Below are 12,022 nucleotides of genomic sequence, written 5' to 3'. Positions count from 1 at the left end.
AACCCTCCCCACCCTTCAACGCCCTCGCCGCCCGCCGTCTGCGCGAGGGCCTCGGCATGGCCCCCGGTCATGTCGCCTACGGCCTGCGGGCCCAGTACGGCCTCCACATCACCCCCGACACCGTCGTCGGCTGGGAACGCGGCCGGTTCGCCCCCACCTCGCAGGAGCTGACCGCTCTGGCCGGCGTGCTGTGGTGTTCCCCCGCCGAACTCCTCGCCGCCGCCTCCACGCTGCGCGAACACCGGATGGCCAGGGGCCTCGCCGCGGAGGACCTGGCCCGGCGGGTGGGCCTCGACCCCGCCGCGTACCTGCGGATGGAGGAGTCGGGCCGCTGGCGCGGTACGGACCGCCAGACCGCCGCCCTCGCCGAGACCCTCGGCCTCGGCCCGCGCGCGCTGCTCACCGCGACCGGTGGCGACGAGAAACTGGCGGAGCTGCTGCGCGACGCGGCGACCACCCGCTGGCAGGCCTATGTGAAACCCGTGCTGAAGCTGCTGCCGCTGCCCAAGCGGGCCATGGAGGACGCACTCCAGCGCCTGCACACCGACTACCACGCCCGGATGGCCGCCACGAGCAGCTGGGGCGCCTCGGGCGCGACGGGCGACACGGGCCGCGCGTACCTGGACGAGATCACGGACCATTTCTGGGCGGCCATCGGCCCGTGAACCGGCCCCGTACAGTGGCGCCGTGACACGACACATAGCTTTCGAACGGCTTCACAACTTCCGTGACCTGGGCGGCTATCGGACCGCCGACGGCGGGACCGTGCGGTGGGAGACCCTCTACCGCTCCGATTCCCTCGCCAAGCTCGCGGGCCCCGACGCGCGCACCGATCTGGAGCGCTTCCGGGAGCTGAACGTGGCCACCGTGATCGACCTGCGCTACCCCTGGGAGATCGCGGCCAAGGGCCGCCACCCCGAGGGCGAGCCGCAGCGCTGGCACAACCTGAGCATCGAGCACCGGCCCTACGACCAGGCCGAGATCGATCCCGCGCTCGACCCCTGGCGCTATCTCGCCGACCGCTTCGCCGAGGTCGCCGCCGACGGCGCGGCCGAACTGCGCGAGGCCCTGGAGATCATCGCGTCGGCCGAGGGGCCGCTGGTCTTCCACTGCGCGTCGGGCAAGGACCGTACGGGGCTGCTCGCGGCGCTCGTGCTCGGGCTGCTCGACGTTTCGGACGAGCAGATCCTCGACGACTTCGCCCTCACCGAGCTGGCCACCGAGCGGCTGATCGCCGACTGGAAGGCCGCGCACCCGGACCGCGAGCTGCGCTGGCCGGGGTACGGGCGGGCGCCTGCCGAGATCATGCGCCTCGTCCTCGCGGACCTGCGCGCGGAGTACGGCTCCGTGTACGCGTACGCCACCGGGCATGTCGGCGTGGACCCGTCGGTGGTGGCGGCGCTGCGGGACCGGCTGGTCGAGCGCTGAGCGCTCAGCCGGACCGCCGGTCGAAGCTGAAGAGCTGGCCCCCGGCGTCCGCGGTACACGGCGCCTGGGCGAGCCGGGACCACTCGGCCGCGCGGTCGCCGAGGACGGTGACGCACGTGCCGGGGGTCCGTGAGCCGGCCGGGACGATGCGGTAGCCGGTGACCGGGGTGCCGTGCGGCTCCAGGGTGAAGCGTTCGACCCGGGTCGGGTCGCCGCACTCGGAGTCCTCGAGTGCGGCGTCGGGTATCCGGCCGCCGGACGGGATCCCGGAGCAGCCGGGGCCGTAGTCGGGGTGGTGGGAGACGATCCTCCACCGGCCGCCGCCGAGCGACTTCAGCTCGTAGCGGGGCACGTCGGCGCCGGCGCAGGCGCGCTGGTGGACCTGGCCGCTCCTGCCGCCCCGCCGTTCACCCAGGCAGAGGTCCGAGCCGATCACCCGGATCGCGACGGGGCCCTCGGCGGGCGCGGTCAGCACCGGGGGGCGGGGCCGGCCGTCGGCGGGCCTGCCGTCCTCCCCTACGAAGGCGACCACGGTGACGGTGGTGATGGCCAGGCCTGCCAGGGCGACGGCACCGACGAGGGTGCGGCGCCAGCCGGAGCGCGGCTCGGGCGAGCGGGCGGGGGACGGCTCCTGCGTGTCCCCCGCGGCGCCCGCGGCGCCCGCGGCGGGCCAGGCGGGCGTCTCCCCGGCGACCGGCTGCCCGGCCGCGGGCTCCGCCACGGTCGCCGCCTGATCCGCCGCGGCCGCCGCCGGCTCGCCCTGCGCCGCGTACACCCCCCGTGCCGCGAGCTCCTTGCGTACCGCCTGCCAGTCCTCCGCCTCCCGCGGCCCGACCCCGCAGGCGCGCACGAAGGAGCTGAGCAGCTCCTCGCGGGGGACGGTGGTGCGGGCCAGCATGTTGGCGACGGTCGAGCGGGGCAGCACGTCGCCCAGCGCGTCGGCGCGGGCGGAGAGCTCGCGGTAGGTGAGGCCGGACCAGTCCTTCAGGGCGGTGAGCCGCGCGATGAACTCGGCCGGGTTGCGTGCCTCCCTGGGGTCGGGAGGCGTCTCCCCCGTGGTCATGGCGCGGTGCTCCCTCCGTCGGGCCGGGCGCCCGGACGGGGTTGGGACATGTCCGGGACAGGCCCAAGCCTTGTTGATCGCGGCGGGGAGCTCAAGCATGGATTCGGCCCCGATCGTCCACGGGGGGACGATCGGGGCCGCGGGGTGTCCGGGACAGGCCGGGACGGAGGCCGCGACTCGTGACGACGGGTCAGAAGACCGACTCGGCCTCGCGGATACGGTCCGCGGGGACGGTCTTGAGCCGGGTGACGGCCTCGGCCAGCGGGACCATCCGGATGTCCGTGCCACGCAGCGCGGTCATCCTGCCGAAGTCGCCGCGGTGCACGGCCTCCACCGCGTGCCAGCCGAAGCGGGTGGCGAGCACGCGGTCGTACGCCGTCGGGGTGCCGCCGCGCTGGACGTGGCCGAGGATGACCGGGCGGGCCTCCTTGCCGAGGCGACGCTCGAGCTCGTAGGCGAGGGCGGTGCCGATGCCCTGGAAGCGTTCGTGGCCGAACTGGTCGATCTCGCCCTTGAGGTAGTTCATCGTGCCCTCGGCGGGGTGGGCGCCCTCGGCGACGCAGATGACGGCGAACTTCTTGCCGCGGGCGAAGCGTTCCTCGACCATCTTGACCAGGTCGGCCGGGTCGAAGGGGCGCTCGGGCAGGCAGATGCCGTGGGCGCCGCCGGCCATGCCGGACTCCAGGGCGATCCAGCCGGCGTGCCGGCCCATGACCTCGACGACCATCACGCGCTGGTGCGACTCGGCGGTGGTCTTGAGCCGGTCCATGGCCTCGGTGGCGACGCCGACGGCGGTGTCGAAGCCGAAGGTGCGGTCGGTGGAGGAGATGTCGTTGTCGATGGTCTTCGGGACGCCGACGACCGGCACGCCCGCCTCCGACAGCATCCGGGCCGCGGTCAGCGTGCCCTCACCGCCGATCGGGACGAGCGCGTCGAAGCCGCTCTTCTCGATCAGTTCCTTGGCGTTGTCACAGGCGGCGCGGAACCGTGCGCGCTCCAGCCGCGACGAACCGAGGATCGTGCCGCCACGGGCCAGGATGCCGCTGACGGCGTTCAGGTCCAGGGGGCGGTAACGCCCGTCGAGCAGGCCCGCGTAGCCGTCCTCGAAGCCGATGACCTCATCGCCGTAGTGCGTCACGGCTCGGTGCACGACCGACCGGATCACTGCGTTCAGGCCCGGACAGTCGCCGCCTGCGGTGAGAACTCCGATGCGCATCGTGCTCTGTCTCCTGCTCGGTAGTGGTACGTGTGAGCCGCGTCGATTCTCACACGTCCGGAGGCGCCGCCGCGCTCGCGCTGCTCCGCGCATCCGGCGCCGGAGGGCCTTGCGGGGCCCTTGGTCCCACCGGTCCGGGCCCTTCGGCCGGGCCTCGTTCAGGCCCTTGGTCTGGCGGGCGTCGTATCCACCCACAAGGGTATTGTCAAGAGGGCACTGCCATCATATTGGTGCATTTCGAACACACTCGGTTGACGAGCATCCGGGCATCGGACAGGAGACCACGGCGTGACGCGCAGCGTGTACGTGACCGGGATCGACCGCGGGGACGGCCGCCAGGTCGTCGAGCTGGGAGTCATGGAGCTCCTCACCCGCCAGGTGGACCGCGTGGGGGTGTTCCGTCCGCTGGTGCACGACGGCCCCGATCGCCTGTTCGACCTGCTGCGGAGCCGGTACCGGCTGACCCAGGACGCGTCGACCGTCTACGGCATGGACTACCACGAGGCCTCCACCCTCCAGGCCGAACGGGGCACCGACGAGCTGGTCTCCCGGCTCGTGGACCGCTTCCACGCCGTCGCCCGCGACTACGAGGTCGTCCTCGTCCTCGGCACCGACTTCGCCGCCACCCAGCTCCCCGACGAGCTCGCGCTCAACGCCCGGCTCGCCAACGAGTTCGGCGCCTCGGTGATACCCGTGGTGGGCGGCAAGGGCCAGCCCGCCGAGTCCGTACGGGCCGAGGCCCGCAACGCCTTCCGGGCCTACGACGGGCTCGGCTGCGACGTGCTCGCGATGATCGTCAACCGGGTCGCCGGCGAGGACCGGGCCGCGATCGCCGAGCGGCTGACCGCCCGGCTCCCCGTGCCCTGCTACGTGCTGCCCGACGAGCCGGCCCTCGCCGCGCCGACCGTCGCCCAGATCACCCACGCGCTGGGCGCCTCCGTCGTCCTCGGTGACGACGCCGGGCTCGCCCGTGACGCCCTGGACTTCGTCTTCGGCGGCGCGATGCTGCCGAACTTCCTCAACGCGCTGACTCCCGGCTGCCTGGTCGTCACCCCCGGGGACCGGGCCGACCTGGTGGTCGGCGCTCTCGCCGCGCACTCCGCCGGCACCCCGCCGATCGCCGGCGTGGTGCTCACCCTCAACGAGCGGCCGACCGACGAGATCCTGACCCTGGCCGCCCGCCTCGCGCCCGGCACACCGGTCGTCTCCGTACCCGGCAACAGCTTCCCCACGGCCGCCGAACTCTTCTCCCTCGAAGGGAAGTTGAACGCGGCCACGCCCCGCAAGGCGGAGACCGCGCTCGGTCTCTTCGAGCGGCACGTGGACACGGCCGATCTGCTGAAGCGGATCTCGGTCGCCCGCAGCGGCCGGGTCACCCCGATGATGTTCGAGCACGAGCTCCTGGAGCAGGCCCGCGCCGACCGCCGCCGGGTGGTACTGCCCGAGGGCACCGAGGAGCGGGTGCTGCGCGCCGCCGACGTGCTGCTGCGCCGCGACGTCTGCGACCTGACGCTGCTCGGCGACGTCGAGGCCATCCGCAAGAAGGCCGCCGACCTCGGCGTCGACCTGGGCGCCACCCAGCTGATCGACCCGCAGACCTCGGAGCTGCGCGACTCCTTCGCCGAGAAGTACGCCGAGCTGCGCGCCCACAAGGGCGTCACCGTGGAGCTCGCGTACGACGTGGTGTCGGACGTGAACTACTTCGGCACGCTGATGGTCCAGGAGGGCCTGGCCGACGGGATGGTCTCGGGTGCGGTGCACTCCACGGCCGCGACGATCCGCCCGGCCTTCGAGATCATCAAGACCAAGCCGGACGCTTCCATCGTCTCCTCGGTCTTCTTCATGTGCCTGGCCGACAAGGTGCTCGTGTACGGCGACTGCGCGGTCAACCCGGACCCGAACGCCGAGCAGCTGGCCGACATCGCCGTCCAGTCCGCCGCCACCGCCGCCCGCTTCGGCGTCGAGCCGCGGATCGCGATGCTCTCGTACTCCACCGGCACCTCCGGCTCCGGCGCCGACGTCGACAAGGTGCGCGAGGCGACCAAGCTGGTCCGCGAGAGCCGGCCGGAGCTGCGGATCGAGGGCCCGATCCAGTACGACGCGGCCGTCGAGCCCTCCGTGGCGGCGACCAAGCTGCCCGGCTCGGAGGTGGCCGGCCAGGCGAGCGTCCTGATCTTCCCGGACCTCAACACCGGCAACAACACCTACAAGGCCGTGCAGCGCTCGGCCGGCGCGATCGCCGTCGGCCCGGTCCTGCAGGGTCTGCGCAAGCCCGTGAACGACCTCTCGCGCGGCGCGCTCGTCAGCGACATCGTCAACACCGTCGCCATCACGGCGATCCAGTCCCAGGTCCCTTCGCAGGGTCAGGAGCTCCCCGCATGACCACGCCCACCCGTGTGCTCGTCCTCAACTCCGGCTCCTCGTCGGTGAAGTACCAGCTGCTCGACATGACCGACAGCAGCCGGCTCGCCGTCGGTCTGGTCGAGCGGATCGGCGAGGAGACCTCCCGCCTGGTGCACACCCCGCTACAGGGTGGCGGCGGGGAGAGGCGCGAGAAGACCGGCCCCATCGCCGACCACGCGGCGGCCCTGAAGGCGGTGGCCGGGGAGCTCGCGGCGGACGGGCTCGGCCTGGACTCCCCCGAACTGGCCGCGATCGGCCACCGGGTGGTGCACGGCGGCCTCAGGTTCACCCAGCCGACGGTCATCGACGAGGAGGTGCTCGCCGAGATCGAGCGGCTCGTCCCGGTCGCCCCGCTGCACAACCCGGCGAACCTCACCGGCATCCGTACGGCGATGACGCTGCGCCCGGACCTGCCGCAGGTGGCCGTCTTCGACACGGCGTTCCACACGACGATGCCGGAGTCGGCGGCCCGGTACGCGATCGACGTGGAGACCGCGGACGCGCACCGCATCCGCCGGTACGGCTTCCACGGCACCTCGCACGCGTACGTCTCGCGGGAGACGGCGAAGCTGCTCGGCAAGGCGCCGGAGGAGGTGAACGTGATCGTGCTCCACCTGGGCAACGGTGCCTCCGCCTCGGCGGTGGCGGGCGGCCGCTGCGTGGACACCTCGATGGGCCTCACCCCGCTGGAGGGCCTGGTCATGGGCACCCGCTCGGGTGACATCGACCCGGCGGTCACCTTCCACCTCAAGCGGGTGGCGGGAATGTCGGCGGACGACATCGACACGCTGCTGAACAAGAAGTCCGGTCTCGTGGGGCTGTGCGGCGACAACGACATGCGGGAGATCCGGCGCCGGATCGACGAGGGCGACGAGCGGGCGGCGCTCGCCTTCGACATCTACGTCCACCGGCTGAAGAAGTACATCGGGGCGTACTACGCGGTGCTCGGCCGGGTGGACGCGGTGGCGTTCACGGCCGGGGTCGGCGAGAACGCGGCCCCGGTGCGGGAGGCTGCGATCGCCGGCCTGGAGGAGCTGGGCCTGGCGGTGGACGCCGGCCTGAACGCCGTACGGTCCGACGAGGCCCGGATCATCTCGCCGGCGTACGCGCGGGTGGCGGTCGCCGTGGTGCCGACGGACGAGGAGCTGGAGATCGCCCGGCAGAGCTACGAACTCGTGCACGATCAGCGCGTCTGAGCGAGTGTGGCCGGCCGCTTGAACAAGTGAACGCCTGAGCGGCACCCCGCCCATTTGTACTTTCCACCAGACGGAATATTCCGCAGTGAAACAAACCGATAGGATCCGCCTCATGCGCCGTTCCAAAATCGTCTGCACGCTGGGCCCCGCCGTCGACTCGTATGAGCAGCTGAAGGCTCTCATCGAGGCCGGAATGAACGTGGCCCGATTCAACATGAGCCACGGGACCCAGGCAGAGCACCAGGAGCGGTACGACCGTCTCCGCAGGGCGGTGGCGGACACCGGCCGCGCCGTCGGTGTGCTCGCCGACCTCCAGGGCCCCAAGATCCGTCTGGAGACCTTCGCCGAGGGCCCCGTCGAGCTGGTGCGCGGTGACGAGTTCACCATCACCACCGATGACGTCCCCGGCGACAAGTCCATCTGCGGCACCACGTACAAGGGCCTGCCCGGCGACGTGTCCAAGGGCGACCAGGTCCTCATCAACGACGGCAACGTCGAGCTGCGCGTCGTCGAGGTCGAGGGCCCGCGGGTCAAGACCGTCGTCATCGAGGGCGGCGTCATCTCCGACCACAAGGGCATCAACCTGCCCGGCGCGGCGGTCAACGTCCCGGCCCTGTCCGAGAAGGACGTCGAGGACCTCCGCTTCGCGCTCCGGATGGGCTGCGACATGGTCGCCCTCTCCTTCGTCCGCAACGCCGACGACGTCAAGGACGTCCACAAGGTGATGGACGAGGAGGGCCGCCGGGTCCCGGTCATCGCCAAGGTGGAGAAGCCGCAGGCGGTGGAGAACATGGCGGACGTGGTCGCCGCCTTCGACGCCGTGATGGTGGCCCGTGGCGACCTCGCGGTGGAGTACCCGCTGGAGAAGGTCCCGATGGTGCAGAAGCGCCTCGTGGAGATGTGCCGCCGCAACGCCAAGCCGGTCATCGTCGCGACCCAGATGATGGAGTCGATGATCACCAACTCGCGCCCCACGCGCGCCGAGGCGAGCGACGTCGCCAACGCGATCCTGGACGGCGCGGACGCGGTCATGCTCTCGGCCGAGTCCTCGGTCGGCGCCTACCCGATCGAGACCGTCAAGACGATGTCGAAGATCGTCGCCGCGGCCGAGGAGGAGCTGCTCTCCAAGGGCCTGCAGCCGCTCGTCCCGGGCAAGAAGCCGCGCACGCAGGGCGGCTCGGTCGCCCGCGCCGCCTGCGAGATCGCCGACTTCCTGGGCGGCAAGGCGCTGATCGCCTTCACCCAGTCCGGTGACACCGCCCGCCGGCTCTCGCGCTACCGCACGATCCAGCCGATCCTGGCGTTCACCACGGACGAGTCCACCCGCAACCAGCTCACCCTGAGCTGGGGCGTCGAGTCCTTCCTCGTCCCGTTCGTGGAGACCACGGACGCGATGGTCGACATCGTCGACGCGGAGCTGCTCAAGCTCCAGCGCTACAGCGAGGGCGACACCATGGTCATCACGGCCGGCTCGCCCCCCGGCGTCCCCGGCACCACCAACATGGTGCGGGTGCACCACCTGGGCGGCGCAGAGCAGAAGTGACACGCGCCGCCGGCCTGACGGCATGACGAGGGCCCCCGTCCGGATCGGACGGGGGCCCTCGTCGTGTGCGGCTCCCGGAAGGGTCCTTGTCGCGTCAGCTCGGCTCGATCGTGTTGCGCAGGCCCGGGACCTTGAGCGTGCCGCCGAACTGGCCGGCCTGCTTCACCTTGGCGTTGGAGAAGAAGGCGAACGGCACGTTCAGGGGCGGCGGGGTCTCGGGGCTGAAGGTGACCGGGATGAGGCCGAAGAGATTGCCCTTCAGCTCCTCCGTGTACATGGTCACCGTCCCGCTGCGGATGGTGGACGTCGAGCCCTGGTCCGAGCGGACGTGGCCGGTCAGACCGTCGGAGTGGACCGTGAGCTGGTGCAGGTCCTTGATGTCCACCTCGTCCGCGGTGAACTTGAGGACCTTCTTGATCTTCCCGCTGCCGGTCTTCACCTCGACGATGCCCTTGTAGTCGAGGCCGCGCAGCGTGAGCAGCGAGGACTCGAGCCGCCACGGCTCGTCCGGCAGCAGCGGGAGGCCCTGCTCGAGGTCGGCGGCGGCGAGCGCCTCCGGGTCGGGCTCGGGGCACGGGAAGCGCGGCTTGGCGCCCTCGGGTATCTCCTCGTCCTTCTTGGCGTCGAGGCCCTTGGCGTCCTCCGGCAGCTCCTCGGTCGTCGCGCCGGCCTTGTCGGCGGCGGCCTTGATCGCGGCCTTGGCCTGGTCCGTGATCCCGTCCGTGCCGGCGGTCTTGCCGCCGGTCGTGCCGGTCTTGCCGCCGGTCGTGCCGGTCTTCGGCGCCGTCGTCGGCTTCGGGGCGGCCGGGGTGCCGGTCGCCGTCGGCTTGGGTGCCGTGGACGTGGTCGGGGCGGGAGCCGGGGCCGTGGTCTTGGCCGGCCCGTCGAACAGGTCCTTGAGCGCGTCGCCGAGCCCCAGCGGGTCGAGCGGGTTGACCGACTTGGTCGCCGTCGGGGTGGGGGCGGGAGCGGTCTTCGCGGTCGGCTTCTCGGCCGTCTGCTGGTCGGCCGTCTGCTTCTGGGCCGTGGCGCCGGTGGCGCTGGCGCTGGGCGTCGCGGTCGGTTCGGGCTGGGTGGTCCCGGTCGGCGTCGGGTCGGGCTTCGCCGTCCCGGTCGCGCTCGCCGTCGGCTCGGGGCTCTTCGTCTCGGCCGGCTTGGTGGTCTCGTCGGCCGGCGGCTCGTCCGAGCGGGTCACGCACGGGCCGGGGGCGAAGGGGATGTCCACCTTGTCGTCGGCGAGGGCGAGCCGGGGGGCGAAACCCATGCCCACGATCACCGCGGTGGGCATGGCCGCGAGGGCCATGGCCTTGCCGACGGGCGCGTGGATCTTGTTCAGGAGCGACTTGCGAGGAGCCGCGTGGCGCGGGCCTCTCGTCGTCTCAGCCGACTGTGTTTCGTCACCCCGCACTGTTCCTCCCGCCGTTGACATCGATGGTCGTCCCGGCCACCGGCGCCTCGGAACCCTGCTGCGGGATCACGGGCTGCGTGGTGCCGTCGTGCATGTGCTCGTACTCGGTCGGCCCGGCCCCTGCCTCGGTCTCCGCCTCTGCCGCGGTGGAGTTGTCCTCCGCCTCCTCGGCCGTCTCATCGGCCGGGGCGGCCGGGGCCCAGGACGCGGACATGGCGCCGCCGATGAGGGCGAAGAGGAAGCCGACGACCAGACCGCCGAAGTTCGACACGGGGATGGAGACCAGCGCGAGCACGATCGCCGCGACGCCGGCGAAGACCCGGACGAGGGGCTGGAACCACATCGTGAGGCCGAGGGTGATGAGCAGGAGGCCGATGATCAGGGCACCGGCTCCGGCCGTGGTCTGCATGGCGAGCGTGATGTTGCCGAGTCGCATGTCCCCGTACGGGAGATAGGCGATCGGTACACCGCCGATCATGGTGAAGAGGCCCGCCCAGAAGGGCCGGGTCTGCCGCCAGACCTTGAACCGGTTCTCCTTGGGGACTCCGCTGGAAGCAGTGGACTCGGCGCTCATGGAAACAGCTCCCTGGAAGCGGTGTTGCTGAAAAGATTGGTGAAGAAGGCAGGCTGCCGAAGCGGGTGGGGGCCGCACGCGACGGCCCCGCACCCCGAGGCGTCAGTCCCGGAGGGACCTCGGCATCAGTAGCACTCGACCCCGGCGCCCTTGCCACGGTGCAGCGAGAGGTCGAGGTTCGGCAGCTTGAAGGTCGCGGCGGTGGTCGCCCACGCCTTCTGCCTGACGTCGGTGAGCTTCGCGTCCTCGGCCCGCTGGCCGAAGCCGTACGGGTTGGCCTTGGTGTTCGGCTGGATGCCCGGCTTGCCCTGAGACTTGGGCAGGGCGCCGGCCGCGACGCCGATGTCGATGTTGCCGAACTCGGCGTCGGCCTTCAGCTCCGCGACATCCAGGTAGATGCCCTTCGCGTAGACCGGCTTCTTGTCCTCCGTGCCCGCCTTCAGCACCAGCGTCACGTCGCCGACGAACGGGACGTTCGGCGTCACGACGGACTGGCACATGTTGGTGATCCAGGCCTCGGAGAAGCCGGACACGGCGACCGGCTCCGCGAAGTCCTTGCCGTCGAGGGTCTTGCCACCGTCGACACTGCCGTACTGGACGAAGTCCTTACCGACGAGGCTGTCGGCGCGAACCTTGAAATCCTGGCCAGAGATGCTGAACGACGCGGCGAGCGCGCCCTGGGCCAGGCCGACACCGATGGCGGCCGTCGCGGCCACGCTCGGCACCATGACGACGGCGAACCGCTTCCATCTGGTCCCGCCACGAACCTGGGACTTCATGAGAATTCCTCCTTCTCGGACGTACATCTCCGGATGGGCCCAGGGCCCGTCCTGGGATGGGAGAAGTGCTACGTCCTCGGGAAGGAGAGCGCCGAGGGCTCAGGCGGCACGACGCGCGTCCGAATCACCGGCGATCACCCCCGAGCGACAACCACTGGCCACGCCGTGCGCGCGGCCGGATTGGACAGGCCCTGCCGGTGAGGGCAGGAACCCCCCTGTCCACGACCGGCGACAGTGCCGCCGGCCCGCCCGGTGGGGACCCTCGCCGCGCGCAGCCGGCGGTTGCCGGGGCTGGTGCGGTATCGGACCGAGCGTCGCCGATCGTGGTCCATTACGGGCGCCCGCACAAGGGGGTTCGTTACTGGCTAGTAACGGCCTGATAACCACGGCACGACAGGCCGGTACCGGACGG

The 12,022-nt window shown here is 71.6% G+C and carries 10 protein-coding genes; 5 read left to right on the top strand and 5 right to left on the bottom strand.

Annotation, left to right across the window (positions count from 1 at the left end):
• Window positions 1-56 precede the first annotated feature (56 nt).
• Together ACIGEZ_RS21745 and ACIGEZ_RS21740 are read left to right on the top strand one after the other, a co-directional pair.
• Entirely contained in the window at window positions 57-665 is a 609-nt protein-coding gene (locus tag ACIGEZ_RS21745; protein ID WP_399833741.1) for a helix-turn-helix domain-containing protein, read from the top strand.
• Between the two features lie 22 nt (window positions 666-687).
• On the top strand, window positions 688-1,428 hold the full coding sequence (locus ACIGEZ_RS21740) for a tyrosine-protein phosphatase (protein WP_399833459.1): 741 nt from the start codon (window positions 688-690) through the stop codon (window positions 1,426-1,428).
• A 4-nt stretch (window positions 1,429-1,432) separates the two neighbouring features.
• Here the strand turns inward: ACIGEZ_RS21740 and ACIGEZ_RS21735 are convergent, their stop codons facing one another.
• Window positions 1,433-2,491: a helix-turn-helix domain-containing protein gene (locus ACIGEZ_RS21735; protein ID WP_399833457.1), complete on the bottom strand. Its 1,059-nt coding sequence runs from the start codon at window positions 2,489-2,491 to the stop codon at window positions 1,433-1,435.
• A gap of 190 nt (window positions 2,492-2,681) precedes the next feature.
• On the bottom strand, window positions 2,682-3,707 hold the full coding sequence (locus ACIGEZ_RS21730; RefSeq protein ID WP_399833455.1) for an ATP-dependent 6-phosphofructokinase: 1,026 nt from the start codon (window positions 3,705-3,707) through the stop codon (window positions 2,682-2,684).
• A 288-nt stretch (window positions 3,708-3,995) separates the two neighbouring features.
• Between ACIGEZ_RS21730 and pta the strand changes: the two genes are divergently transcribed.
• The 3 genes from pta (at window position 3,996) to pyk (ending at window position 8,849) form a co-directional block, all read left to right on the top strand.
• Window positions 3,996-6,089, top strand: coding sequence for a phosphate acetyltransferase (gene pta / locus ACIGEZ_RS21725; protein WP_399833453.1), 2,094 nt, complete (start codon window positions 3,996-3,998; stop codon window positions 6,087-6,089).
• Window positions 6,086-7,306: an acetate kinase gene (locus tag ACIGEZ_RS21720; protein ID WP_399833451.1), complete on the top strand. Its 1,221-nt coding sequence runs from the start codon at window positions 6,086-6,088 to the stop codon at window positions 7,304-7,306. The genes pta and ACIGEZ_RS21720 overlap by 4 nt, the downstream gene beginning before the upstream one ends.
• A 112-nt stretch (window positions 7,307-7,418) precedes the next feature.
• Window positions 7,419-8,849, top strand: coding sequence for a pyruvate kinase (gene pyk, locus ACIGEZ_RS21715; RefSeq protein ID WP_399833449.1), 1,431 nt, complete (start codon window positions 7,419-7,421; stop codon window positions 8,847-8,849).
• A 94-nt stretch (window positions 8,850-8,943) separates the two neighbouring features.
• Here the strand turns inward: pyk and ACIGEZ_RS21710 are convergent, their stop codons facing one another.
• The 3 genes from ACIGEZ_RS21710 to ACIGEZ_RS21700 all read right to left on the bottom strand — a co-directional run bounded on the left by ACIGEZ_RS21710 (window position 8,944) and on the right by ACIGEZ_RS21700 (window position 11,610).
• A complete protein-coding gene (locus ACIGEZ_RS21710; protein ID WP_399833447.1) occupies window positions 8,944-10,257 on the bottom strand; it encodes a hypothetical protein in 1,314 nt (437 codons plus the stop codon).
• Window positions 10,247-10,831 (bottom strand): DUF6114 domain-containing protein, encoded by a 585-nt coding sequence (locus tag ACIGEZ_RS21705; RefSeq protein ID WP_399833445.1) that lies wholly within the window; start codon window positions 10,829-10,831, stop codon window positions 10,247-10,249. The genes ACIGEZ_RS21710 and ACIGEZ_RS21705 overlap by 11 nt, the downstream gene beginning before the upstream one ends.
• A gap of 125 nt (window positions 10,832-10,956) precedes the next feature.
• Window positions 10,957-11,610 carry a DUF6230 family protein gene (locus ACIGEZ_RS21700; protein WP_399833443.1) on the bottom strand — a complete coding sequence of 218 codons (654 nt, stop codon included), beginning with the start codon at window positions 11,608-11,610 and terminating at the stop codon, window positions 10,957-10,959.
• Between the last annotated feature and the right edge of the window lie 412 nt (window positions 11,611-12,022).

It is taken from the genome of Streptomyces sp. NPDC085481 (genome assembly GCF_044541845.1).
Lineage (GTDB): Bacteria > Actinomycetota > Actinomycetes > Streptomycetales > Streptomycetaceae > Streptomyces.
The sequence above is the reverse complement of the archived record's forward strand: the minus strand, read 5'-3'. Positions and strand labels throughout refer to the sequence as shown.

Coding starts and splice junctions, on each gene's coding strand:
- ACIGEZ_RS21730 (WP_399833455.1), bottom strand. CDS start 3,707: ATGCGCATCGGAGTTCTCACCGCAGGCGGCGACTGTCCGGGCCTGAAC.
- ACIGEZ_RS21735 (WP_399833457.1), bottom strand. CDS start 2,491: ATGACCACGGGGGAGACGCCTCCCGACCCCAGGGAGGCACGCAACCCG.
- pyk (WP_399833449.1), top strand. CDS start 7,419: ATGCGCCGTTCCAAAATCGTCTGCACGCTGGGCCCCGCCGTCGACTCG.
- ACIGEZ_RS21705 (WP_399833445.1), bottom strand. CDS start 10,831: ATGAGCGCCGAGTCCACTGCTTCCAGCGGAGTCCCCAAGGAGAACCGG.
- ACIGEZ_RS21745 (WP_399833741.1), top strand. CDS start 57: ATGGCCCCCGGTCATGTCGCCTACGGCCTGCGGGCCCAGTACGGCCTC.
- ACIGEZ_RS21700 (WP_399833443.1), bottom strand. CDS start 11,610: ATGAAGTCCCAGGTTCGTGGCGGGACCAGATGGAAGCGGTTCGCCGTC.
- ACIGEZ_RS21720 (WP_399833451.1), top strand. CDS start 6,086: ATGACCACGCCCACCCGTGTGCTCGTCCTCAACTCCGGCTCCTCGTCG.